This window comes from Streptomyces sp. NPDC026575 (assembly GCF_055567415.1).
The window spans coordinates 114,701-137,307 of record NZ_JBVHQM010000015.1 but is presented as its reverse complement, the minus strand read 5'-3'; the positions used below and the strand labels follow the sequence as shown (position 1 = coordinate 137,307).

21 protein-coding genes are annotated in these 22,607 nt (G+C 74.3%); 13 read left to right on the top strand and 8 right to left on the bottom strand.

All coding sequences use genetic code 11. From position 1 onward, the window contains the following. Window position 1 precedes the first annotated feature (1 nt). From ACZ4NB_RS21965 to ACZ4NB_RS21950, 4 genes are all read left to right on the top strand, one after another. A complete protein-coding gene (locus tag ACZ4NB_RS21965) occupies window positions 2-1,357 on the top strand; it encodes a M20/M25/M40 family metallo-hydrolase (protein WP_467664033.1) in 1,356 nt (451 codons plus the stop codon). Window positions 1,358-1,400: 43 nt separating this feature from the next. Further along, window positions 1,401-3,428, top strand: a complete 2,028-nt coding sequence (locus ACZ4NB_RS21960; RefSeq protein WP_467663886.1) for a prolyl oligopeptidase family serine peptidase — start codon at window positions 1,401-1,403, stop codon at window positions 3,426-3,428. Beyond that, on the top strand, window positions 3,425-4,357 hold the full coding sequence (locus tag ACZ4NB_RS21955; protein ID WP_467663884.1) for a S66 peptidase family protein: 933 nt from the start codon (window positions 3,425-3,427) through the stop codon (window positions 4,355-4,357). Before ACZ4NB_RS21960 ends, ACZ4NB_RS21955 begins: the two co-directional genes overlap by 4 nt. Before the next feature lie 158 nt (window positions 4,358-4,515). Next, the gene (locus ACZ4NB_RS21950; RefSeq protein ID WP_467663882.1) at window positions 4,516-6,342 is read left to right on the top strand and encodes a CocE/NonD family hydrolase; all 1,827 of its coding nucleotides are present in this window, start codon (window positions 4,516-4,518) and stop codon (window positions 6,340-6,342) included. An 18-nt stretch (window positions 6,343-6,360) separates the two neighbouring features. On the opposite strand, the gene ACZ4NB_RS21945 is transcribed toward ACZ4NB_RS21950, so the two are convergent. Together ACZ4NB_RS21945 and ACZ4NB_RS21940 are read right to left on the bottom strand one after the other, a co-directional pair. After that, a complete protein-coding gene (locus tag ACZ4NB_RS21945; protein ID WP_467663880.1) occupies window positions 6,361-6,555 on the bottom strand; it encodes a ferredoxin in 195 nt (64 codons plus the stop codon). A gap of 35 nt (window positions 6,556-6,590) precedes the next feature. Continuing rightward, window positions 6,591-7,781 carry a cytochrome P450 gene (locus ACZ4NB_RS21940; RefSeq protein WP_467663878.1) on the bottom strand — a complete coding sequence of 397 codons (1,191 nt, stop codon included), beginning with the start codon at window positions 7,779-7,781 and terminating at the stop codon, window positions 6,591-6,593. A 357-nt stretch (window positions 7,782-8,138) separates the two neighbouring features. Here ACZ4NB_RS21940 and ACZ4NB_RS21935 point away from each other — a divergent pair, with 357 nt between their 5' ends. Together ACZ4NB_RS21935 and ACZ4NB_RS21930 are read left to right on the top strand one after the other, a co-directional pair. Continuing rightward, the gene (locus tag ACZ4NB_RS21935; RefSeq protein WP_467663876.1) at window positions 8,139-8,708 is read left to right on the top strand and encodes a GNAT family N-acetyltransferase; all 570 of its coding nucleotides are present in this window, start codon (window positions 8,139-8,141) and stop codon (window positions 8,706-8,708) included. A 13-nt stretch (window positions 8,709-8,721) separates the two neighbouring features. After that, window positions 8,722-9,117, top strand: coding sequence for a glyoxalase superfamily protein (locus tag ACZ4NB_RS21930; RefSeq protein ID WP_467663874.1), 396 nt, complete (start codon window positions 8,722-8,724; stop codon window positions 9,115-9,117). Here the strand turns inward: ACZ4NB_RS21930 and ACZ4NB_RS21925 are convergent. Then, a complete protein-coding gene (locus ACZ4NB_RS21925) occupies window positions 9,071-9,436 on the bottom strand; it encodes a DUF6204 family protein (RefSeq protein ID WP_467663872.1) in 366 nt (121 codons plus the stop codon). The two genes, ACZ4NB_RS21930 and ACZ4NB_RS21925, sit on opposite strands and share 47 nt — an antisense overlap. Before the next feature lie 118 nt (window positions 9,437-9,554). On the opposite strand from ACZ4NB_RS21925, the gene ACZ4NB_RS21920 reads away from it, so the two are divergent. Together ACZ4NB_RS21920 and ACZ4NB_RS21915 are read left to right on the top strand one after the other, a co-directional pair. Continuing rightward, window positions 9,555-10,463: an arginase family protein gene (locus ACZ4NB_RS21920; protein ID WP_467663870.1), complete on the top strand. Its 909-nt coding sequence runs from the start codon at window positions 9,555-9,557 to the stop codon at window positions 10,461-10,463. A 108-nt stretch (window positions 10,464-10,571) separates the two neighbouring features. Then, complete coding sequence (locus tag ACZ4NB_RS21915; protein WP_467663869.1) at window positions 10,572-12,647, top strand: DUF5107 domain-containing protein; 2,076 nt, start codon at window positions 10,572-10,574, stop codon at window positions 12,645-12,647. Here the strand turns inward: ACZ4NB_RS21915 and ACZ4NB_RS21910 are convergent, their stop codons facing one another. After that, the gene (locus ACZ4NB_RS21910; RefSeq protein WP_467663867.1) at window positions 12,648-13,976 is read right to left on the bottom strand and encodes an aldehyde dehydrogenase family protein; all 1,329 of its coding nucleotides are present in this window, start codon (window positions 13,974-13,976) and stop codon (window positions 12,648-12,650) included. A 64-nt stretch (window positions 13,977-14,040) separates the two neighbouring features. On the opposite strand from ACZ4NB_RS21910, the gene ACZ4NB_RS21905 reads away from it, so the two are divergent. Continuing rightward, a complete protein-coding gene (locus ACZ4NB_RS21905) occupies window positions 14,041-14,694 on the top strand; it encodes a TetR/AcrR family transcriptional regulator (protein WP_467663865.1) in 654 nt (217 codons plus the stop codon). A gap of 87 nt (window positions 14,695-14,781) precedes the next feature. Next, entirely contained in the window at window positions 14,782-15,705 is a 924-nt protein-coding gene (locus tag ACZ4NB_RS21900) for an NADP-dependent oxidoreductase (RefSeq protein ID WP_467663863.1), read from the top strand. Window positions 15,706-15,745: 40 nt separating this feature from the next. On the opposite strand, the gene ACZ4NB_RS21895 is transcribed toward ACZ4NB_RS21900, so the two are convergent. The 3 genes from ACZ4NB_RS21895 to ACZ4NB_RS21885 form a co-directional block, all read right to left on the bottom strand. Then, entirely contained in the window at window positions 15,746-16,111 is a 366-nt protein-coding gene (locus tag ACZ4NB_RS21895) for a VOC family protein (RefSeq protein ID WP_467663861.1), read from the bottom strand. Between the two features lie 102 nt (window positions 16,112-16,213). Continuing rightward, window positions 16,214-17,029: a class I SAM-dependent methyltransferase gene (locus ACZ4NB_RS21890; RefSeq protein ID WP_467663859.1), complete on the bottom strand. Its 816-nt coding sequence runs from the start codon at window positions 17,027-17,029 to the stop codon at window positions 16,214-16,216. Between the two features lie 77 nt (window positions 17,030-17,106). Then, complete coding sequence (locus ACZ4NB_RS21885) at window positions 17,107-18,621, bottom strand: phosphatase PAP2 family protein (protein WP_467663858.1); 1,515 nt, start codon at window positions 18,619-18,621, stop codon at window positions 17,107-17,109. A gap of 48 nt (window positions 18,622-18,669) precedes the next feature. On the opposite strand from ACZ4NB_RS21885, the gene ACZ4NB_RS21880 reads away from it, so the two are divergent. The 3 genes from ACZ4NB_RS21880 (at window position 18,670) to ACZ4NB_RS21870 (ending at window position 21,748) form a co-directional block, all read left to right on the top strand. Next, the gene (locus ACZ4NB_RS21880) at window positions 18,670-19,113 is read left to right on the top strand and encodes a GNAT family N-acetyltransferase (protein WP_467663856.1); all 444 of its coding nucleotides are present in this window, start codon (window positions 18,670-18,672) and stop codon (window positions 19,111-19,113) included. A gap of 115 nt (window positions 19,114-19,228) precedes the next feature. Further along, window positions 19,229-20,431, top strand: a complete 1,203-nt coding sequence (locus ACZ4NB_RS21875; RefSeq protein WP_467663854.1) for an aminotransferase class I/II-fold pyridoxal phosphate-dependent enzyme — start codon at window positions 19,229-19,231, stop codon at window positions 20,429-20,431. 75 nt (window positions 20,432-20,506) lie between these two features. Further along, window positions 20,507-21,748, top strand: a complete 1,242-nt coding sequence (locus tag ACZ4NB_RS21870; RefSeq protein WP_467663852.1) for an MBL fold metallo-hydrolase — start codon at window positions 20,507-20,509, stop codon at window positions 21,746-21,748. Here ACZ4NB_RS21870 and ACZ4NB_RS21865 read toward each other — a convergent pair. Further along, window positions 21,725-22,411, bottom strand: coding sequence for a DedA family protein (locus ACZ4NB_RS21865; protein ID WP_467664031.1), 687 nt, complete (start codon window positions 22,409-22,411; stop codon window positions 21,725-21,727). The genes ACZ4NB_RS21870 and ACZ4NB_RS21865 overlap by 24 nt on opposite strands. Window positions 22,412-22,607: the final 196 nt, after the last annotated feature.

Here is a 22,607-nt window from a genome sequence, read left to right as displayed (position 1 = left end):
GATGGACCTCATGGTGGACCCCGCGGCCGAGCCCGCCCCGGGCGTCGACCAGCAGGCGCTGGACGAGGTGGTGCGCTTCACCTCGGACCTGATCCGGATCGACACCGGCAACGCGGGCGACGGCGCCTGCCGGGAGCGCCCGGCCGCCGAGTACGTCGCCGAGCGGCTGGCCGCGGCCGGGCTGGAGCCGGCGCTGCTGGAGCGCACCAAGGGCCGGACGAACGTCGTCGCCCGCATCGAGGGCACCGACCCCGCGGCCGACGCCCTGCTGGTCCACGGCCATCTGGACGTGGTGCCCGCCGAGCCCTCCGACTGGAGCGTGCACCCCTTCTCGGGGGAGGTCCGCGACGGCGTGGTCTGGGGGCGGGGCGCCGTCGACATGAAGAACATGGACGCGATGGTGCTGTCCGTCGTACGGCACTGGGCGCGCAGCGGAGTGCGGCCGCGGCGCGACATCGTGCTGGCCTTCACCGCCGACGAGGAGGCCAGCGCGGCCGACGGCTCGGGCTTCCTGGCCGACCGGCACGCCGATCTCCTCGCCGACTGCACCGAAGGCATCAGCGAGTCCGGGGCGTTCACCTTCCACGCCGGCGGCGGGATGCAGCTGTACCCGATCGCGGCCGGCGAGCGCGGGACGGCCTGGCTGAAGCTGACCGCCCAGGGTCGCGCGGGGCACGGCTCGAAGGTCAACCCCGACAACGCCGTCACCCGGATCGCCGCCGCCGTGGCCCGGATCGGCGAGCACTCCTGGCCGGTCCGGCTCACCCCGACCGTCCGCGCCGCGCTGCGCGAACTCGCCGCGCTGCGCGGCGTCGACATGGACGACGAGGCGCCCGGCTTCGACGTCGACGCGCTGCTGGACCGGCTCGGCCCGTGCGCCAAGCTCGTCGCGCCGACGGTCCGCAACAGCGCCAACCCCACGATGCTGACGGCCGGTTACAAGGTCAACGTGATCCCCGGGTCCGCCGTCGCCTACGTGGACGGCAGGGTCGTCCCCGGTGGTGAGGCGGAGTTCCGCACCACCATGGACGAGCTGACCGGGCCCGACGTGAGCTGGGAGTACCACCACGGCGAGGTCGCCCTGCAGGCCCCGGTCGACTCCCCGACCTATGCCGCGATGCGCGCCGCGATCGAGCGCTTCGACCCGGACGGCCATGTCGTTCCGTACTGCATGTCCGGCGGCACGGACGCCAAGCAGTTCTCCCGGCTGGGCATCACCGGCTACGGCTTCTCACCGCTGAAACTGCCCGAGGGATTCGACTACCAGGCGCTCTTCCACGGCGTGGACGAGCGGGTACCGGTCGAGGGACTGCACTTCGGAGTCCGGGTGCTGGACCACTTCCTGCGCCTGGCCTGACCGGACGGGACCTGCCCGACCGGCCCACGAGAGGAACTGCTGCATGGTGACCACCGCTCCCTACGGCACCTGGGCGTCCCCCATGGACGCCCGCACCGTCGCCGCACACGACGGCCGCCCGGCCTTCGTCGGTGTGGTCGGCGACGAGGTGTGGTGGACGGAGCCGCGGCCCGACGAGGGCGGCCGGCGGGCGCTGGTCCGCCGGCTGGCGGACGGCACCCGGCAGCCGGTGCTGCCGGCGCCCTGGAACGTCCGCAGCCGGGTGCTGGAGTACGGCGGCCAGCCCTGGGCCGGCACCGTCACCGACCGCGGCCCGCTGGTCGTCTTCAGCGACTTCGCCGACCAGCGGCTCTACGTCCACGAGCCGGACGGCGGCGCCGCACCCCGCCCGCTCACCCCGCTCTCCGCCGTCGGCGACGGACTGCGCTGGGTCGATCCGGTGCTGCGCCCGGAGCTGGGCGAGGTGTGGTGCGTCCTGGAGGAGTTCACCGGCGACCGGCCGACGGATGTCCGCCGGGTGGTCGCGGCCGTGCCGCTCGACGGCTCGGCGGCCGAAGACCGCGCCGTCGTAAGGGAGTTGAGCGACGACCGGCACCGGTTCGTCACCGGCCCGCGGATCTCCCCGGACGGGCGGCGGGCCGCCTGGATCGCCTGGGACCACCCGCAGATGCCCTGGGACGGCACCGTGGTGATGGTCGCCCGGATCACCGAGGGGGGCACGTTCGAGGACATCCGGCCGCTCGTCGGCGACCTCGGCACCGACGCCCGGGGCGACGAGGGCGGCGGTGAGTCCGTCGCCCAGATCGAGTGGGCCGCCGACGGCTCGCTGCTGTTCGTCTCGGACCTCAGCGGTTGGTGGGAACTCCAGCGCATCGACCCCGAACCGGCCGGCGACGGCGTGGTCGCCTCCCGCGCGCTGTGCCCCGCCCGGGAGGAGGAGTTCGGCGGCCCGCTGTGGAACGTCGGACAGCGCTGGTTCCTGCCCCTGGACAACGGCACCGTCGCGGTCGTCCACGGCCGTGGCGCGACCTCCCTGGGCATCCTCGACCCGGTCAGCGGCGAACTCGTCGACGCCGCGGGGCCCTGGACGGAGTGGGCGCCCACCCTCGCCGTGCACGGCACCCGCGTCGTCGGCATCGCGGCCGGCCCGCACCGCTCCTACGAGATCGTCGAGCTGGACACCTGCACCGGACGGGCCCGCGCGATCGCCTGCCGGCATGTCGACGTACTGGACCCGGCCTACTACTCCCGGCCGCACAGCCGCACCTTCACCGGACCCGGCGGGCGGGACGTCCACGCCCACATCCATCCGCCGCACAGCCCCGACCACACCGCCCCCGAGGGCGAGCTGCCGCCCTTCGTGGTCTGGGCGCACGGCGGCCCCACCGGCCGCGCCCCGCTGGTGCTCGACCTGGAGATCGCCTACTTCACCTCCCGCGGCATCGGCGTCGCCGAGGTCAACTACGGCGGTTCGACGGGCTACGGCCGCGCCTACCGCGAGCGGCTGCGCGGCCAGTGGGGCGTGGTCGACGTCGAGGACTGCGCGGCCGTCGCCCGGGCCCTGGCCGACGAGGGCACCGCCGACCCCGCCCGGCTGGCGATCCGCGGCGGCAGCGCCGGCGGCTGGACCACCGCCGCCTCGCTGACCACCACCGACCTCTACGCCTGCGGCACCATCAGCTATCCGATCCTCGACCTCACCGGCTGGGCCGGCGGCGAGACCCATGACTTCGAGTCGCAGTATCTGGAGTCGCTGGTCGGTCCGCTCGCCGAGGTGCCCGAGCGCTACCGCGAGCGCTCGCCGCTGCACCGCGCGGACCGGATCGCCGCACCGTTCCTGCTGCTCCAGGGCCTGGACGACGTGATCTGCCCGCCCGCCCAGTGCGAACGCTTCCTCGCCGCGGTCGCCGGGCGCGGCATACCGCACGCCTACCTGGCGTTCCCCGGCGAGGGGCACGGCTTCCGCCGCGCGGACACCATCATCCGCGCCGTGGAGGCCGAACTCTCCCTGTACGCCCAGGCGTTCGGCTTCACCCGCGGCGACATCCCGGCACTGGAGCTGCGCGGATGACCGTGGCGGCGCTGCGCCGGCCCCCGCGGCTGCGGGCCGGCGACCGGGTGGCGGTGGTCGCGCCCAGCGGCCCCATCGTGGCCGACCGGCTGGACCGCGGGCTGGACGTGCTGCGCGGCTGGGACCTCGATCCGGTCGCCGCGCCCCACGTCCTGGGCACCCACGGCACGCTGGGATATCTCGCGGCCGGTGACGAGGACCGGGCCCGCGACCTCCAGGCCGCCTGGTGCGATCCGTCCGTCAAGGCGGTGTTCGCGGCCCGCGGCGGCTACGGCGCACAGCGGATGGTCGACCTGCTGGACTGGTCCGCCCTCCGGGCCGCGGCCCCCAAACCGCTGATCGGCTTCAGCGATGTGACGGTGCTGCACGAGGCATTCGCGGTGCGCGCCGGTGTCGCGACGCTGCACGGCCCGGCCGTCGCCGGCGAGGTCTTCCTCAAGGACGACCCCACCCGCGAGCACCTCCGGCGCACGCTCTTCGCGCCCGAGACCGTCCGCACGCTGGCCTCGGCCACGGCCCGGCCGCTGGTGGCGGGCCGGGCCCGCGGGGTCACCGTCGGCGGCTGTCTGGCCATGCTCGCCAGCGAGCTGGGCACCCGCCGGGCCAGGCGCGGCGCCTCGGGCGGACTGCTGCTGCTGGAGGACGTGGGCGAGCCGCCGTACCGGATCGACCGTGCGCTCACCCAACTCCTGCGGGCCGGCTGGCTGGACGGCGTCGCCGGGGTCGTGCTCGGCTCCTGGGCGCGCTGCGGACCGTACGAGCGGGTGCGCGAGGTGCTGCGGGACCGGCTGGGCGGGCTCGGGGTGCCGGTGGTCGAGGAGTTCGGCTTCGGCCACGGGGAGTCCGCCCTGACCGTTCCGCTGGGCGTCGCCGCGGAGCTGGACGCGACGGCCGGCACGCTGCGCTTCACGGGTCCGGCGCTGGTCTGACGCGGCGGCCGCCGGCCCCCGTCCGCCCGGCGGAGGTCTGCGAACTGATGTCCTGTCAGAAACGCGGGCCATGAGCGTTGACGTGACCGTTACTCGTGTCACAACATAGGCGCGCCGTTACCGACTGGTTGGTACGACATGTCCTTGTGGAGGTCCTGGTGCCCAGCGAGTCCCGAGCACTCTCCCGCTCCCTGCTCCGCACGTCCCTCGCCCTGCTGACCGGCACCGCCCTCGCTGCGCCGCTCGTCCTCTCCGGCCCCGCGGCCGCGGTCGTCGCCGCCGACCCGTACACCGTCACCGAACTGAAGCTCACGGTCCGGGCCGGCGACCGCAGATGCACCCTGGACACCGATGTCTACCGCCCGGCCGGAGTCGACGCCGCACACCCCGCGCCCGCCGTGCTGACCACCAACGGCTTCGGCGGCAGCAAGGCGGACGGCAGCACCGACGCCATCGCCAGGGCGTTCGCCTCGCGCGGCTATGTGGCGCTGGCCTACTCCGGCCTCGGCTTCGGCAAGACCGGCTGCCCGATCTCCCTCGACGACCCCCGGGTCGACGGCCGGACGGCGAGCCGGCTGCTCGACATGCTGGCCGGCACTCGCAAGGCCGACGACGGGACCCGCGTCGACTACGTCGCCAAGGACGGCAACAGCGATCCGCGGGTCGGCATGATCGGCGGGTCCTACGGCGGGGCGATCCAGATGGCTACCGCGGCCGTCGACCACCGCGTCGACGCCCTGGTCCCGCTCATCACCTGGAACGACCTCTCCTACTCCCTCGACCCCAACAACGCCGGCCGCGCCGAGGGAGCCGGCCGGCCGCTGCCCGGCGCCTACAAGTGGCAGTGGACCAACGGGTTCTTCCTGCTGGGGGAGGCGCAGGGGCTCCTCCACCCGAATCTGGACACGTCGCGGATCGGCGGCGCGGGCTGTCTGCACTTCGTCGAGCGGGCCTGCGGCACCAAGCGGCTGCTGGACTCGGGGACGTACCCGGCCGAGCAGACCCAAGCCGTGCTCGCCTACGCGCGCAGCGTCTCCCCGGTCTCGTATCTGAAGTCGGTCACGGCGCCGACGCTGCTGATCCAGGGGCAGGCGGACACCCTGTTCAACCTCAACGAGGCCACCGCCTCCTACCGGACGCTCACCGAACAGGGCACCCCGGCCAAGATGATCTGGCAGTCGTGGGGCCACAGCGGCGGGATGCGGAAGCCGGCGGCGGGCGAACTCAACCTGGCCGAGGGCAACCTGCGCGGCAGCTACGTCGGGCGGCGGATCCTCGCCTGGTTCGACCGCTATCTGCACCATCACAAGAAGACCGACACCGGGCCGGCGTTCGCCTACTACCGGGACTGGGTGACCGAGGGGCCCGCCTACGCCACCTCGTCGAGCGTCCCGTCGGGCGGCGGCCGGCGGCTGTACCTCTCCGGGGACGGCGCGCTCGTCGACGACCGCAGCAAGGTGGTGCCCGGCAGCCGTACGTACCGCAACCTGCCGATGGCCACCAGCCACTCGGAGAGCTCGCTGTCCAGCATGCTGGGGCTGCCGGACACGGCGCCGTCCGACCTCGGGGGCACCCATCTGACCTGGACGTCCGCCCCGGTGGGGGGCAGTCCGGTGGACGTGGTGGGCGCGCCCAGGGTGACACTCAAGGTGGACTCGCCGGCGGCGGAGCGGGCCCAGGAGTCCCCGGACGCCGCCGACCGGCTGGTGCTCTTCGCCAAGCTCTACGACATCGCGCCGGACGGCACCAAGACCCTGGTGAACCGGTTGGTGGCCCCGGCGCGGGTGCCCGATGTGACCCGGAGCTTCTCCGTCGAACTCCCGGCGATCGTGCACCGCTACGAGCCGGGGCACCGGCTGGGCTTCGTCATCGCCGCGAGCGACGACGCCTACGCGGGCAACCGGGGGGAGAAGCCGGTGACCGTCACCAGCACGCCCCAGGACACCGGTGTCCTCGAACTCCCCGTCACCCGAGAGCTGCGGTAGTGGATCCGTACGGCGGGCTCAGTCGTCCGAGACCGTGATGGCCTGCACGGGGCAGGCGCGGGCACCCTCGTGCGCCATCGGGTCGCCCGCGCCGTCCTCGCTGCCGGGCTGCACGGTGCCGTAGCCGTCGTCGTCCTGGCCGAACACTCCCGGCGCGGTCAGGGCGCACTGACCGGAGCCGATACAGACTTCGCTGTCGATGGTGATCCGCATGCCGGACCCCTTTCCTTCCGTCTCCGTCCTGGCTGTTACCAGGTCAGCGGCAGTTCGATCAGGCCTTGCACAGTATCGTCACCGGGCTTGAAGGGGACCTCGTCGGCCGGTACGGCGAGTCGCAGATCCGGGAGCCTGGTGAACAGGGCGCGCAGCGAGATCTCCAGCTCCGCACGGGCCAGGTTCTGGCCCAGGCACTGGTGGCTGCCGAAGCCGAAGGCGAGGTGGTGGCGGGCCGAACGGTCCAGGTCCAGCCGGTCGGGTGACGGATAGACGGAGTCGTCGCGGTTGATCAGGGAGACGGGCAGCAGGATCCCGTCGTCGGCGCGGATGAGTGCTCCGCCGATCTCGATGTCCTCCTTCGCCACCCGCAGCATCCCGTCGGTGACGGACAGGAACCGCAGCAGCTCCTCGACGGCGGCCGGCATCAGGTCCTGCTCGGCACGCAGTTGCGCCAGTTGCCCGGGGTGTTCCAGGAGGGTGAAGGCGGCGAGCGAGATCATGTTGGCGGTGGTCTCGTGACCGGCCATCAGCAGGACCATGACCAGCCGGACCAACTCGTCGTGTTCGAGGGCGCCGGCCCGCAGCCGGTCCTCGATCAGCTCGTCCAGCAGCCCTTCGCCCGGTTCCCGCTCCTTCTGGGCGATCAGCCCGGCCAAATACTCCTCCAGTTCCACCCGGGCGGCCGTCGCCTCCTCGGTGGTACGGCCCCGCAGGATCGCTCGCGATGCCTCCTCGAAGAACTTGTGGTCGGAGTAGGGCACACCGAGCAGTGAGCAGATCACCATCGAGGGGACCGGCAGGGCGAACGCGGAGACCAGTTCCGCGGGCGGCCCTTCGGCGAGCATCCGGTCGATCAGCTCGTCGACGACCCGCTGGATCTCCGGGCGCAGTGCGGCGACCCGCTTGTTGGTGAAGCTGGGGATCAGCATCCGGCGCTGGGAGCCGTGCTCGGGGTCGTCCACCCCGATCAGGGGTGTGCGGACCTGGCGGAGCGCGGTGAAGCGTTCGGCCGGCACCGGGAAGGCCGGGTTCTGCCAGTCGGACGACACGCGGGCGTCGCCCAGCAGAGCCCGGGCCTCGGCGTGGCCGGTCACCGCCCAGACCGTGCGGCCGTCGTAGAAGGTGACGCGGTGGACGGGGCCCTGCTCGCGCAGCGGTCGGTAGGCGGCGGGCGGGTGGTAGGGGCAGGTGCGGTTCTGGAAATAGGGGATGGTTTTGGACATGGGGTTCCTCCAGGCGGGGCGCATCGAGGCGTTCGCGCCGCTCGCTGAACAGCAGTCAAACGGCGGTCCGCCCTGCTCACCGCGCCGATGTCCACTACCTGTCGGGTACACCTATCCGGTGCGCGGGCCGTGCGGTTCGGCACGTGCGCGGCTGTGTCCGGTTCCCGTCGTTCGTCCGGTGAGGGTCACTGGCCTTCCCGCGCACCGACTTCCAGGACGCCTGGCAGCTGGAGCTGCTGCCCGGCATGCCGCACGACCCGGCGGCCTGGCGCGGCGTGCTGCGGGGCGCGTCCTTCCCCGAGGTCGGGCGCGCCGACCGGGGGGACCTCCCGGCGGCCGGGCGCGTACGATCTGCCGATGACGATCAGCGACCCCTACCTGGCCCGAGGCCCGCGGGTGGGCATCCGGCACTTCACCGCCGCCGACCGGGAAGAGTTCACCGCCGCCGCACGCCAGAGCGCCCGGATACACCACCCGTGGCTCTTCCCGCCGGTCGCCGACGACGCTTACGACGCCTATCTGCAAAGGCTCCAGGAGCCGTCCCGCGAGGGCCTGTTGATCTGCGAGCTCGCCGGCGGGCGGATCGCGGGCTATGTCACGATCAACAACATCGTGCACGGCGCGTTCCGCTGCGGCGCGCTCGGCTACGGCGCCTTCGCCCACGCGGCGGGCCGCGGACTGATGGGCGAGGGACTGCGGCTGGTGCTCCACCACGCCTTCGAGCGGCTGGACCTGCACCGTCTGGAGGTCAACGTCCAGCCCGCCAACGAACGGTCGATCGCCCTGGTCAAACGGGCCGGCTTCCGCCTGGAGGGCTTCTCCCCGGACTTCCTGTTCATCGACGGCGCCTGGCGCGACCACGAGCGCTGGGCGATCACCAGCGAGATGCTGCCCGATGCCGAGCAGGTGCCCGACGAGCAGGTGTGATTCGCTGTCCGGCATGGACATCGTCTTCCGCCGCACCGTCCCGGTCTTCCGGATCTTCGACGTGACCAAGGCCCATGAGTTCTACGTCGACTACCTCGGCTGCACCGTCGACTGGGAGCACCGCTTCGAGCCCGGCATGCCGCTGTACACCCAGGTCTCGCGCGGCGACCTGGTGCTGCACCTGTCCGAGCACCACGGCGACGCCACGCCCGGCTCGACGGTCTACACCGAGCTGAGCGGGGTCCGCGCGCTGCACGCCGAGCTGGCGGCCAAGGACTATCTGTATCTGCGCCCCGGACTGGAGCACGACGAGATCGGCACCTGCCTGACCCTGACCGACCCCTTCGGCAACCGGCTGCGGTTCAACGAGCCGGGTCCGGACGAGGCCGGTCCCGGCCCTTGCGGTTGATCTTCATGGTGTCCATGTCGGTGGCCGTGGACCGCAGTTCGCGAAAGCCCAGGCCGGCCGCCCGCAGCGCGGTCCCGGCCCGGTCCTCGGCGAGCGCGGCCGCCATCTCCTCGCCGTCCGCCGCGTCGGAGACGATGACGTAGCGGTAGGTGAAGGAGGTCAGCGTGGCGTCGTAGGCCAGCGATCCCTCGGGGGTGAACCGGAGCTGCGCAAGACCGTGGTCGGCCGCCTCCGAGAGCAGCTTCGCCCGTGCCTCCTGCGTCAGACCGTCCCATCTGCCGCGGACGATCACTCGGTAGGTGTGCTGGGCGGTGCTCATTGGTGTCCTCTTCCGTCCGCCTGCGCGGCTGTTGGTGACCGGTTCGGACCGACAGGGTATTTCGGCTGATCTTCCGAGGTCGCTCCATTTTCCCGGGCTTCTGTGTGACGATTTCGCCATGCGCCGCACGGTAGTGATCGATGCCCCCTCCAACCTGGGACTGCGCCCGCCCGCGCCCGGAACCGTCCCCGGCTGCCACAAGCTCGCCGGCGCGCTGCGCGAACAGGGGCTGCTGCGCCGGCTCGGCGCGCTGGAGGGCGGGGTGGTGGTGCCGCCGCGGTACGACCTGGGGGACTGGCGGGAGGGTGTGGACGGGGACTTCAACGCCGCCGCCATCGCCGCGTACACCGTCAAGTTGGCGGAGCGGGTCGAGGGGCATGTTCGCGGTGGGGACTTCCCGGTGGTGCTCGGCGGGGACTGCAGCATCCTGCTCGGCGCGGTGCTCGCGCTGCGGCGGCTGGGGCGCTACGGCGTGGCCTATCTGGACGGGCACGGCGACTTCCGGCATCCGGGGAACGTGGCGCTGTCGGGACCGCTGGGGGCCGCGGCCGGCGAGGGCGTCGCGCAGATCACCGGACGGGGCCAGGCGGACCTCACGGACATCGACGGGCTGCGGCCGTATGTGCGCGACGAGGACGTGAGCCTGCTGGGCATCCGCGACGCGGACGAGGACCAGGAGGAGCTGACGGGGCTGGGCATCAGCCACACCCCGGTCGGCGAGATCCGGCGGCGCGGCGCGGCGGCCGTGGCGCGGGAGGCCCTCGTCCACCTCCAGAAGCCGCCGCTCGACGGCTTCTGGATCCACCTCGACGCCGATGTCCTCGACCCGTCCGTCATGCCCGCCGTCGACAGCCCCGATCCGGGCGGTCTGCTGACCGGCGAACTCGCCGAGCTGCTCGGCCCGTTGGCCGCGTCGCCGCGCTGCGCCGGCATCAACGTCACCATCTACGACCCGGACCGCGACCCCGAGGGGGCCGGCGCCGCCCTGCTCACCGGCCTCCTTGAAGGGATCTTTGCGCAACCCTGACCTCGGCCGGCCGCAAGAAGACCTGTTCAGACCGGCGATCGCGAGGTTCCATGGGCAATCGGAGGCCGCCGCAGCCGAGGCGGCCCGGTCCAGCATTGCGAGGCAGCCGTGGCCACGACTGTGCGACGCACCACCCTGACCCTTCCCGCCTCCCCTCTCGGCCCGGACAACCCCCTCCCGGCGCTCGACGGCGGCCAGGACCCGCACCGCGTCGAGATCCCCCAAGACGCCGGCCTGCCCGCCGACATGGCCCGTCAGATCGGCTATCAGCCGCTGCGCTCGATCCTGCCGACCCGTATGCGTGACGGATACGGCCGCAACCGCCGCAGCACCGACCTCGACGCGCTGGTCGTCGAGAACGACCGGCTGCGCGCCACCGTCCTGCCCGGCCTCGGCGGGCGGGTGTACTCCCTGCACCACAAGCCCACCGACCGCGAACTGCTCTACCGCAACCCGGTGTGGCAGCCCGCCGCCTTCGCGCTCAACGGAGCCTGGTTCTCCGGCGGCATCGAATGGAACATCGGCGCCACCGGCCACACCACCCTCTCCTGCGCCCCGCTGCACGCCGCCCGCGTCCCGGCGCCGGACGGCGGGGAGATGCTGCGCCTGTGGGAGTGGGAGCGGCTGCGCGATCTGCCCTTCCAGGTGGACCTGTGGCTGCCGGAGGGCTCCGACTTCCTGTACGTGGGCGTGCGGATCCGCAACCCGCACCACCACACGGTCCCGGTCTACTGGTGGTCCAACACCGCGGTCCCCGAGGCGGCGGGCGGCCGGGTGCTGGCGCCCGCCGACGCGGCCTGGCACTTCGGCTACGAGCGGGTGCTGCGCCGGGTGCCGGTCCCGCACTCCGGCGGCGCGGACCGGACCTACCCGCTGCGCAGCGAGTTCCCGGCGGACTACTTCTACGAGGTGCCCGACGGCGCCCGCCGCTGGGTCACCGCGCTCGACGAGGACGGCCGCGGCCTGGTGCAGACCTCCACGGACGCGCTGCGCGGCCGCAAGCTCTTCCTGTGGGGGGCCGGGCGGGCCGGGCGGCGCTGGCAGCGGTGGCTCACCGAGCCCGGTACCGGCGGCTACGCGGAGATCCAGGCCGGACTGGCCCGTACCCAGCTGGAACACCTCCCGCTCGACGGGGGAGGGGAGTTCACCTGGCTGGAGGCGTACGGACCGCTGGCCGCCGACCCCGCGGCGGTGCACGGCGCCGACTGGGCGGCGGCCCGCGGCGAGGTCGCCGCCCGGCTGGAGGAGGCCCTGCCGCGCGCCGACGTCGACGCCGCCTACGCCGCCTGGCTGCCGTACGCGGACCTGGACCCCAAGGAGTCGCTGGCCGACGGGTCGGGCTGGGGCGCGCTGGAGGCCGCCCGGGCCGGCCTCGACCTGCCCGGTACGCCGTTCGCCGCGGCCACCCTGGGCCCGGACCAGGAGCCGTGGCTGACGCTGCTGCGCACCGGCGACCTGCCGGCCGGGGGGCCGGTGCCCGGACCGGCGCTGACCGCACCGGCCTGGCGCGATCTGCTGGAGTCCGCACCGCCGGGCCCGGCCACCGACTACCACCTGGGCCTCGCCCAGTGGCAGGCCGGCGACCGCGCCCAGGCCGTCCGCAGCTGGGAGCGGGCGGCCGGGTACGGCGGTGGCGCGCTGCCGCTGTACTGCCTGGCCGTCGCGGAGCGGGCGGCGGGCGAACCGGCCCGCGCGGCCGACCGGTTCGCCCAGGCCCGCGCCGCGGCGGAACAGGCTGCCGCGGCGAACGGTCCCCAGGCGCGCGCCTGGTGTGCGGTGCGCACCGCGCTCGCCCGGGAGGAGGTGCCGGCGCTGCTCGCGGCCGGCCGTACCGAGGAGGCCGCCCGGCTGCTGTCCGCGCTGCCCCCGGCCGAACTGGCCGACGGCCGCTTCCGGTTGCTGACCGCACAGGTGGCGCTCGCCCAGGGGCGGCCGGCCGCGGCCCGCGAGATCTTCGACGCCGGCTTCGAGATCGCCGATCTGCGGGAGGGCGACGAGACGCTGAGCGACACCTGGTACGCCGTCGCCGAGCAACTGGTCGCGGCCGGCGGGCCGGTCACCGAGGCGGTACGCGCCACGGCCCGGTCCGCCCATCCGCTCCCGGAGCGCTACGAATACCGGATGCGGCCGGTGGCGGCACCGGGTTCGCCCGGTGCGGACGAGCCGGATCCCGCCGGGGGCTGATCACCCCAGCGGCTTGTCCAGCACCGCCTTGGTGTGGCTGAAGGTGTCGAGCGAGTACTCGCCGTGGTAGCGCCCCATGCCGCTCTCGCCGACCCCGCCGAACGGCAGGTCGGGCGCGGTGAGATGGGCGACCGGCAGGCCGAAGGCGAGGGCGCCCGAGGAGGTCTCGGCCAGCAGCCGGTGCTTGGTGTCGTCGGAGTCGGTGAACGCGTACAGCGCCAGCGGCTTGTCGCGCTCGTTGATGAAGGCGATCGCCGCGTCCAGGTCGGGCACCGGCACGATCGGCAGGACCGGGCCGAAGATCTCCTCCTGCATGACGGGGGCGTCGGGGGAGACATCGGCGAGGACGGTGGGCGCCAGATAGCGGGCGGCGCGGTCGTGGGTGCCGCCGGTGACCGTGCGGCCGCTGCCGAGCAGCGCGGTCAGCCGGTCGAAGTGCCGCTCGTTGACGATCCGTCCGTACTCGGGCGCGGCGGCCGGGTCGGTCCCGTAGAGCTCGCGTACGGCCTCGGCCAGGTGCGGCTCGACGGCGCGGGCGGTGTCGCCGATGGCCAGGACGTAGTCGGGGGCGACGCAGGTCTGGCCGGCGTTGAGGAACTTGCCGGCCGCCAGCCGCCGGGCGGCCGCGGCCAGGTCCGTGCCCGGGTCCAGGACGACCGGGCTCTTGCCGCCCAACTCCAGTGTGACGGGCGTCAGATGCCGGGCGGCGGCGGCCATCACGATCCGGCCGACCGCTCCGTTGCCGGTGTAGAAGATGTGGTCGAAGCGCTGGGCCAGCAGGGCGGTGGTCTCCGGGACCGCGCCCTCGACGACGGTCACCGCTTCGGCGTCCAGATAGCGCGGCAGCAGCCGGGCGAGCGCGGCGGAGGTCGCGGGGGCGAGTTCGCTGGGCTTGACGACGGCGCAGTTGCCCGCGGCCAGCGCGCCGACGAGCGGGGCGAGCGCCAGCTGGAGCGGGTAGTTCCAGGGGGCGATCACCAGGACGACGCCGAGCGGCTCGCGGACCACTCGCGCGCTCGCCGGGAGCAGCCGCTCGGGCAGCTCCGCCGGGCGGGGCGCCAGCCAGTCGTCGAGCCGGTCGAGGGTGTGGTCGATCTCGTTGACGGTGAAGCCGATCTCGGTGCGGTGGGCCTCCTGGGGGCCCTTGCCGAGGTCGGCGGCGAGCGCGGCGAGGAGGTCGTCGCGGTGGTCGGTGAGCAGCGTGCGCAGCGCCGTCAGCTGGCCGCGCCGCCAGTCCGGCGCGGCGGTGCGGCGGGTGGCGAAGGTGGTGCGCAGCCGGTCGACGACGGCGGCGGCGTCCAGGTCGGGGGCGGAGGCGTGGGATGTCATACCGCCGAGGCTACACGAAACGAAAACATTTCGTTTCGCAATTGGAGGTCGGTAGACTCCCGGTGTGGGCGAACGTACCGAGAGCAACCAGACCGCAGCCGGGCCGACGCGCGGCCGGGGGCGCCCGCGGGACGCCGGACGCGACCGGGCCCTGCTGGAGGCCACCGTCCAGGTCCTCCAGGAGAGCGGCTACGGCGGGCTGACCACGGCGGCCGTCGCCAAGCGGGCCGGTGTCTCCACCGCGACCCTCTACCGCCGCTGGCGCTCCAAGGAGGACCTGGTCGTGGGCACCGCCGTCCGCTGGGCGAGCGACCTCGGCCCGCAGCCGGACACCGGCAGCCTCGAAGGCGACCTGGCCGCGCTGCTGCGGGACAAGGCCGAGACGCTGGAGGGCCCCGGCGGCCGGCTGCTGCACGTCCTGATCGGCGAGTCCGCGCACAACGAGGCGCTGGCCCGGGTGCTGGACACCGCGATCATCCAGCCGGTCCGCGACCGGGCCGCCACCGTGGTGGACCGCGCGGTCGCCCGAGGGGACATCCTGCCGCTGGCGGACGCCCATGTGCTCGCCGACCTGGTCGTGGGCTCGATGGTCAGCCGCCTGTTCCTGACGCCCGACGCGGCGCACCGCTCCGGCACGGACGGCCCCTCCTCCGGCGAGGCGGCGATCCGCGAGCTGCTGCCGTTCCTGCTGCGCTCGCTGGGGGCGCGGTCCGGCTGACGGGGCTCGACGCCGCTTCGTAGGCCGATCCGGTGATCGTCGGCGCCCGCCGGAATGTTCCCCGGCCGTCCGGCGTTGGGGCGGACCATGAAAGCAATCAGCGCCGGCAGCTACGGCGGCCCCGAAGTCCTCGCCTACTCCGACCTGCCCGACCCGAAGGTGGCTCCGGACTCGGTACTGATCCGGGTCAGGGCGGCCGGGGTCAACCCCGTCGACTGGAAGATCGTCGCCGGTTATCTGGACCCGATCATGAACAGCCACTTCCCGCTCATCCCCGGCTGGGACGTGGCGGGGGTCGTCGAGGCGGTCGGCGCCGACGCCACCGAGTACGCGATCGGGGACGAGGTCATGGGCTATGTCCGCAAGGACGAGGTCCAGCACGGCACGTTCGCCGAGCTGGTCTCCGCGCCGGTGCGCACCCTGACGCGCAAGCCCGCCGCGCTCGACTGGCAGCAGGCCGCCGGGCTGCCGCTCGCCGGACTGACGGCCTATCAGTCGATCAAGCGGGTCGGCACGAAGGCCGGCGAGACCGCCCTGGTGCACGCGGCCGCCGGCGGCGTCGGGTCGCTCGCCGTGCAGATCCTGGTCGCCCAGGGCACCCGCGTCATCGGCACGGCGAGCGAGTCCAACCACGACTTCCTGCGGTCCCTGGGCGCCGAGCCGGTCACCTACGGCGACGGCCTCGCCGAACGGGTGCGGGGGCTGGCGCCCGAAGGCGTCGACGTGGCCCTGGACTTCGTCGGCGGCGGCGCCGTGGACGTCTCGCAGGAGCTGCTCAAGGACCGCGGCCGGGTGGTGTCCATCGCCGACGGCGAGGTCAGGGCGAAGGGCGGCCACATGGTGTGGGTGCGCCCGAACGCCGACGATCTGGCCGCGCTCGGCGCGCTCGCGGACTCCGGGAAGCTGACCGTTCCGGTCGACGCGGTCTTCCCGCTGTCCGAGGCCGCCGAGGCGTTCCGCCGGAGCATGGCCGGCCGGTCCCGCGGCAAGATCGTCCTTGAGGTGTCCTGACGGCTTGGCCGGACACGCCCCGGCGCGGTGCGGAGGCCGCTCAGGTCTCCGCGCCCTCGCCGCCCTTGCGGTCGACGTACTCGAAGATCGATCCGTCCGGGTGGCGGGCGACGAGGTTGCGGCCGATGGGGGTCGGCAGCGGGCCGGCGATGATGTCCGCGCCGACCGCCGTCAGATCGGCCAGCGCCTCGTCCACGTCCTTGACGGCGAGGGTCGCGGTGATCTTCCGCAGCACTGACAACTCCGCCTCGGGCCCGCTCATCAGGAAGAAGCACCCGACGGCCGCGACCGCCACCCCGCCGCGTTGGAAGCGGATCGCCTCGGCGCCGGTCAGCCGTTCGTAGACGCCGATCGCGGCATTGAGATCACCGACGCACACCCGCAATGAGGTCCCCAGAATGTCCATACGGGCAACCCTAGTTGGGCGGCCCGCCGGTACGCGATCACTTGGCCCTCATCCGTCCGCCTGCTCGCCGCGGAGCGCAAGAGCCGTGCGGTGCCCGCCCGTTCAGGCGCGGCACAGGATCTCGCCGTGCAGCACGGCGAACCAGCCGTCCTCCTCGGCGCCCCAGGTCCGCCAGGCCGCCGCGATCCGCCGCAGTTCCTCTTCGGTGGCATGCCCGTTGTCCACCGCGATCCGGGCGTACGCGGAGTCGACCGTACGGTCCGCCCACAGCCCGCTCCACCAGGACCGCTCGTCCGGGGTCCGGTAGCACCAGGTGCCGGCGGTGGCGGTGACGGCGTCCGGCGCGAAACCCGCCTGCCGGGCCCAGGCGTGCAGCCGGCGTCCGGCGTCTGGCTCGCCCCCGTTGGCGCGGGCCACCCGCAGATACAGCCGCTGCCAGTCGGCCATCCCCGCGACCTCCGGGTACCACGTCATGGCGGAGTAGTCCGCATCGCGGACGGCGACGATCCCGCCGGGCTTGGTCACCCGGCGCATCTCGCGCAGCGCCCGGACGGGATCGCCCACGTGCTGCAGGACCTGATGGGCGTGCACCACGCAGAAGGTGTCGTCGGGGTAGTCCAGTGCGTGGACATCGCCGACCTCGAAGCGGACGTTCGTCAGGCCCCGCCCGGCGGCGGTCTCGCGCGCCTGCGCCAGCACATCGGGCGCCCGCTCCAGTCCGGTGACCCGCCCCTGCGGCACCAGCTCCGCCAGATCGGCGGTGATGGTGCCCGGGCCGCAGCCGACGTCCAGGATCCGCATATGCGGCCTCAGTGAACCCAGCAGGTATCCGGCCGAGTTGGCGGCGGTGCGCCAGGTGTGGGAGCGCAGTACGGACTCGTGGTGGCCGTGGGTGTAGACGGCGGATTCCTGCGGCATGGCCGACTCTCCTTCGCATGTTCCGGCGGATGCGTCCACCGTACGCGGGAATCTCGCATCATGAGAGTGGCGTCTTACTATTCGGGCAGCGAGGGGTGGGCGGCGATCGGCCGGTCGGGCAGCAGCCGATAGACCGTCAGCGCCTCGCGCTCCTTCTGGAGCATCAACTCGTCCGCACTGGAGGTCACTTCGCCGTCGAACGCGACGGTTCCGCCCTGCGGCAGCCCGGAGAGCCGCAGCCGCGACAGCCGTGCCTCGCCGAGCACCGGCGTGCTGCGCGGGGAGCCGGTCAGGGCGGCGAGCAGCAGCCGGGTGCGGGCCAGGCGGCCGCCGTGCACCACCCGTACGTCGAGCACCCCGTCCGCCAGGTCGTGCCGGCGCACCGGCGACAACCCCAGCCCCCGGTACTGGCAGTTGCCCGCGAACACCATCCATACGGCGCGCCGCTCGCCGTTGATCCGCAGAGTCAGCGGCTCGGCAGTGCGCAGCACCTCCCACGCCGCGAGGACCCCGGCCGGCCAGGCGCCGATCCGGCCGGCCCACCGCTCCCGGATGCGCACCAGCTCCGGATACACGCCGACCGAGAAGGTGTTGAGGAAGTACCGCCCCTCCCCGTGCGGACCGGCCCCGAACCGCGCCAGGTCCACCGCGACCGCCTCCCCGCTCTCCACGGCGCGCGCCGCCTCCGCATGCGTCTCGATCCCCAGGTCGTAGGCGAAGTGGTTCAGGGTCCCGCCGGGCAGCACCGCCAGCGGCAGCTCGTAGCGCCTCGCGACCGCCGCCGCGGCGTTGACGCTGCCGTCCCCGCCGAGCACCCCCAGCGCGCCGCCCAGCTCCCGGGCCCGCTCCGCGGCTTTGGTGAGCGCCTCGTCCAGCGGCTGCCCGTCCGGCCCCCCGCACACCGTCACCTCGGCGTGCGGCAGCACCCCGTGCACCTCCCCGACCCGGTCCGGGCGGGGGCCGGTGCGCTGCCCCGACCCCTGGTTCACCACCACGACCAGGCCGCGGCCGCCGGGCAGCGCGGGCGCCGTCGCCCGCGGCCGGGCGGGCGGCGCCAGCTGGGCGCGGGTCGGCGCGATGCCCCGCACCGCGAACGCCGCGCCCGCGCCCAGCGCCGCCCCGGCCAGCACATCACCCGGATAGTGCACGCCCGTGTAGACGCGGGAGAACGCCACCGACGCGGCGAGCGGCGCCAGCGCCAGACCCCACCACTTGTTCTCGAACGCCACCCCGGACGCGAAGGCCACCGCCGAGGCCGCGTGCCCGGACGGGAAGGAGGAGGTGAGGGGCTGACGGGTCAGCTGCCGCATCACCGGCACCGCGTCCAGCAGCGGGCGCCGGCGCCGTACGGAGCGCTTGCCGAGCGTGTTCACCGTTGCCGACGCCACGGCCAGCGAGGCCACTCCGCGCAGCGCGGCACGGCGGGCCGGCCGCCCGCCCAGCGCGGCCGCACCGGCCGCCAGGCCGAACCACAGCAGTCCGTGGTCGGCGCTGCGGGTCAGCCGGGGCAGCACCCGCTGGGCCCCCGGCCACTCGCGTGCCGCGATGAGAGCGAAGGTCCGACGGTCGAGACGGCTCAGTAGCGATCGCATGGGCCTCCTTGTACCCCGCGGGGCGCGAAACCGTGCTTCGATGCCCCGATGATCCGAATACGGCGGGACACCGACCTCGACGCCTGCGTGGACCTGCTGGCCCGGGTGCACAGCCACAGCGGCTATCCGCACCACTGGCCGCGGGACCCGGCACGCTGGCTGACCCCCGACGGGCTGACCGCGGCCTGGGTCGCCGAGACGGCCGGCCGGGTCGTCGGCCATGTGGCGCTGTGCGGACGCGAGGTCGGCCGGCTCTGCGTCGCCCCCGCCGCCCGGGGCGCGGGCCTCGGCGGCCGGCTGCTGCGGGCCGCCGAGGAGGAGGCGGCCGCCCGCGGACTGCGCCCCGTATTGGAGGTCAAGACCACCGACACCGCGGCCATCGCCCTCTACGAGCGCGCGGGCTGGGTCCGCCGCGCCACCGAGCAGCAGGACTGGGGCGCGGGCGAGATGGTGGCCGTACACCGCTACGAGAGGGCGCGCTCGGGGCATTAGGCCGCCGCTGACGTGTCGCCCCCGGGAGCCACCCCAAGGATCTGCAAAGGTGGTCGGGGCCGCCCCTCATGTGAGGGGCCCACGATCGACCCGCCGTCGTGGAGTGGAGGTACGGATGCAGCGGACCGCCCCGGATCCGCGGCCGGATCCGCCGGTGGGCCTGCCGGTCCTCCCGGACCTCGCCGCACACCTCTCCGCGGCCGCCGACCGCACCGAACCCGAACCGCCGGGCGGCGCCGCCCCCCTGCGCACCGCGGCCTGCGGCTACTGGGCGCGCCGCGGCCTGGCCACCGACCCCGGCCAGGTGCTCGCCGCACCCGGGCTGCCCGCCCTGCTCCTCGCGCTGTACGCCGCGGCCGACGGCGGGGTGGTGCTGCCGCGACCCTGCTCCGAGGCGTACGCACCACCCGCCCGGCTGCTCGGGCGGCAGGTGCACCTGGCGCCCGTACCGGCGGAGTCGGGCGGGGTGCCCGACCCGTTCGCGCTGCTGGAGACCGTCCGCCGGGCCCGGATGCACGGGGACGCACCGCGCGTCCTGGTCCTGTCCGTCGCCGACGACCCGACCGGCACCTGCCCGGCCCCCGAACAGCTGCACGAGGTCTGCGAGGCGGCGGCCGGGGAGGGGATGTGGGTCCTCAGCGACGAGAGCCGCCGCGATCTGCTGCACGATCCGCACGACACCGTGCTGCTCAGCCCCGCCGAGATACTGCCCGACGAGGTCGTGGTGCTGACCGACCTGGGCGCCACGCTCGTGCCCGCCTCCTGGCCCGCCGCGCTGGCCCGCTTCCCGGCCACCGACCGCGGCGCCGTCCTGCGGGCCGCCACGCTGGACGCGCTCACCGCGCTCCGTACGCCGCTGCCGGGCCCGGTCGGCTGCGTCGTCATCCACGCACTCGGCGAGCCCGACGCGGTGCGCGCCAGAACGGCCGCGGCCGCCCGGGTCTACGGCGTGCTCGCCGCGGCCCTGCACCACCTCGTCACCGAGGCCGGTGCGGTCTGCCGGCCGCCGCGCTCCGGCAGCCACCTCTACGCCGACCTCGAACCGCTGCGCCGCCCCCTCGCCGCCCGCGGCATCGTCGAATCCACCGCCCTGGAGCGGAAGTTGGCGCCCTGGGGGGCGCTGGGCGGGCACCGCTTCGGCGACGACCCGGGCGCCCTGCGGGTCCGGCTGGGCGCCGAGGCCCTGCTGGGCGCCGAACGGGAGCTGCGGCAACGCGTCCTGGACGCGCCGGATCCGCTGGACCTCCCGCACATCACCGAGGCGCTGACCGCGCTGTCGCGCGCCCTGGCCGCCCTCACGGCGTCCGCGGCGGGCTGATCCGCCCGCCTCGCCCGCGCCGCCCGCGCCCCGCCCCGCACCCGTCATGGTTCCGTCCACCGAAAGGGCCCCTCGATGACCGAGCAGACCGAGCGCTCCCTCGCCGAGCAGTCCTCCGGCACCGAGCGACTCCCGCACGCCCAGTCCGGCGGTGCCGGCGACGGAGGCGGCGAAGCCGGCGCGGGCAGCGGCAGGGACCGGGGCGACGGCGCGGCGGGCGGGGGAGCCGACCGCGGCGGGAGCCCGGCCGCCGACGCGGGAACCGCCACCGCCACCGCCGACGCGGGCCCGGCCGCCGTCGCCGCGCCGGTCCTGCCGCCCGCCACCCCGCCCCCGCTGACCGAGCCCCGCCCGCTGGGGGAACCCCGCAGCTGGCCGAGGGACTTCACCGACCGGCTGACCGCACCCCTGCCCGGAGTGCGGGCGCTGGCCAGGATCGCCCGGGAGGGCAAGCTGCGCCCGCCTCCCGAGACGCTCCCGGAGATCCAGCAACTGCCCTTCGAACCGGGTCCGATGCCGGCCGCCACGGCCACCACCATCGCCCTGACCTGGGCCGGGCACGCCAGTTGGGTCATCCGGATCGCCGGTCTGACGGTACTGACCGACCCGGTCTGGTCCCGCAAGATCCTCGGCACCCCCGCCCGGGTCACCCCCGTAGGCGTCCGCTGGGAGGACCTGCCACCGGTCGACGCCGTCCTGATCAGCCACAACCACTACGACCACCTCGACGCGCCGACCCTCAAGCGGCTGCCGCGCCACACCCCGCTGCTGCTCCCCGCCGGACTGGCGCGCTGGGCCCGCCGGCGCGGCTTCACCCAGGTCACCGACCTGGACTGGTGGGAGGCGGTCGAACTGCCCGCCCCCGGCGGCCCCGTACGCCTGGACTTCGTCCCCGCCCACCACTGGAGCAAGCGGACCCTGACCGACACCTGCCGCTCCCTGTGGGGCGGCTGGCTGCTCACCGCCCCCGACGGGCGGCGGATCCACTTCGCGGGGGACACCGGCTACGGCCACTGGTTCGAGGAGATCGGCCGCCGCTACCCCGGCATCGACCTGGCGCTGCTGCCCATCGGCGCCTACGACCCGCGCTGGATGCTCCGCCCGGTGCACACCGACCCGGAGGAGGCGGTGCGCGCCTGCCAGGACCTGGGCGCCCGGTCGCTGGTCCCGATGCACTGGTCGACCTTCCTGCTCTCCGGCGAGCCGCCCCTGGAACCGCTGCACCGGGTGCGCGCCGCCTGGGCCGCCACCGGCCGGCCCCGCGAGGAGCTGTGGGATCTGCCGGTCGGTGCCTCACGGGTGCTGGCCGAGCGCTGAACGGGCCGTGCGGCCCGGCTCTAGCCGCCCCCGCCCCCCGCCCCCGTCCTCGTCGCCGCGCCCGTCCCCGGCCGGTCTGACGCGCCGCCAGACGGCCGGCACCGCGGCGATGGCCATCGTCAGCGCGACCGCCATCGCCACGCCCTGCCACGGCTCGCTGAACAGCGAACCGCTCAGCAGCCCGATGAGCTGGTACGTCGCCGCCCAGGCCAGACACGCCGGTGCGGCGCCCCGGACGAACCGCCGCAGCGGCATCGCCGCGAGCAGACACGCCAGCATGACCGGGATCCGCCCGGCCGGCACCAGCCGGGACAGCACCAGCACCAGGACCCCGTGCTCGTGCAACTTGCGCTGCGCCAGCTCCAGCCGCTCGGGCGCGGCACGGGCGCGCAGCCGCGACAGCCGGCGCGAGCCGTTGCGCGAGCGACTGCCGCGCGACCCGAGGCAGTACAGCAGCACATCGCCGAGGAACGCGGCGCACGACGCCACCGCGAAGACCATCAGCCAGGAGAACGGCGAGGCGTGGTGGAAGGCGACCACCGCCGCCGAGCTGACCACCGCCCCGGTCGGCACCACGGGCACCAGCGCCCCCAGCATCACCAGCAGGAACAGCGAGGGATAGCCCACCGCCTGCTGCGTCGACTCCGGCGGCACGCTCCGCAGCAGCGCAGCGGCAGATGCCAGCGCGAGCCCCGCCTGCGCCGCCCGCCGCGCGTCCAGATGGCCCGGCCCGAGGAACGGCCCCCAGCCGCCCACCAGCAGCAGGGCCACATCGCACGGACCGACCTCCTCCGCCAGCTCCTCGAACAGGCCGGTGTCGCCCGCGACGGCCCGCAACGGCCCGTCGGCCCCGCCCAGG

What these genes read in the sequence shown, in the direction of transcription:
- ACZ4NB_RS21870 (WP_467663852.1), top strand. Translation starts at nt 20,507, where the DNA reads ATGACCGAGCAGACCGAGCGCTCCCTCGCCGAGCAGTCCTCCGGCACC.
- ACZ4NB_RS21920 (WP_467663870.1), top strand. Translation starts at nt 9,555, where the DNA reads ATGCGCCGCACGGTAGTGATCGATGCCCCCTCCAACCTGGGACTGCGC.
- ACZ4NB_RS21945 (WP_467663880.1), bottom strand. Translation starts at nt 6,555, where the DNA reads ATGCGGATCACCATCGACAGCGAAGTCTGTATCGGCTCCGGTCAGTGC.
- ACZ4NB_RS21940 (WP_467663878.1), bottom strand. Translation starts at nt 7,781, where the DNA reads ATGTCCAAAACCATCCCCTATTTCCAGAACCGCACCTGCCCCTACCAC.
- ACZ4NB_RS21900 (WP_467663863.1), top strand. Translation starts at nt 14,782, where the DNA reads ATGAAAGCAATCAGCGCCGGCAGCTACGGCGGCCCCGAAGTCCTCGCC.
- ACZ4NB_RS21875 (WP_467663854.1), top strand. Translation starts at nt 19,229, where the DNA reads ATGCAGCGGACCGCCCCGGATCCGCGGCCGGATCCGCCGGTGGGCCTG.
- ACZ4NB_RS21885 (WP_467663858.1), bottom strand. Translation starts at nt 18,621, where the DNA reads ATGCGATCGCTACTGAGCCGTCTCGACCGTCGGACCTTCGCTCTCATC.
- ACZ4NB_RS21890 (WP_467663859.1), bottom strand. Translation starts at nt 17,029, where the DNA reads ATGCCGCAGGAATCCGCCGTCTACACCCACGGCCACCACGAGTCCGTA.
- ACZ4NB_RS21895 (WP_467663861.1), bottom strand. Translation starts at nt 16,111, where the DNA reads ATGGACATTCTGGGGACCTCATTGCGGGTGTGCGTCGGTGATCTCAAT.
- ACZ4NB_RS21960 (WP_467663886.1), top strand. Translation starts at nt 1,401, where the DNA reads ATGGTGACCACCGCTCCCTACGGCACCTGGGCGTCCCCCATGGACGCC.
- ACZ4NB_RS21965 (WP_467664033.1), top strand. Translation starts at nt 2, where the DNA reads ATGGACCTCATGGTGGACCCCGCGGCCGAGCCCGCCCCGGGCGTCGAC.
- ACZ4NB_RS21880 (WP_467663856.1), top strand. Translation starts at nt 18,670, where the DNA reads ATGATCCGAATACGGCGGGACACCGACCTCGACGCCTGCGTGGACCTG.
- ACZ4NB_RS21955 (WP_467663884.1), top strand. Translation starts at nt 3,425, where the DNA reads ATGACCGTGGCGGCGCTGCGCCGGCCCCCGCGGCTGCGGGCCGGCGAC.
- ACZ4NB_RS21910 (WP_467663867.1), bottom strand. Translation starts at nt 13,976, where the DNA reads ATGACATCCCACGCCTCCGCCCCCGACCTGGACGCCGCCGCCGTCGTC.
- ACZ4NB_RS21930 (WP_467663874.1), top strand. Translation starts at nt 8,722, where the DNA reads ATGGACATCGTCTTCCGCCGCACCGTCCCGGTCTTCCGGATCTTCGAC.
- ACZ4NB_RS21925 (WP_467663872.1), bottom strand. Translation starts at nt 9,436, where the DNA reads ATGAGCACCGCCCAGCACACCTACCGAGTGATCGTCCGCGGCAGATGG.
- ACZ4NB_RS21935 (WP_467663876.1), top strand. Translation starts at nt 8,139, where the DNA reads ATGACGATCAGCGACCCCTACCTGGCCCGAGGCCCGCGGGTGGGCATC.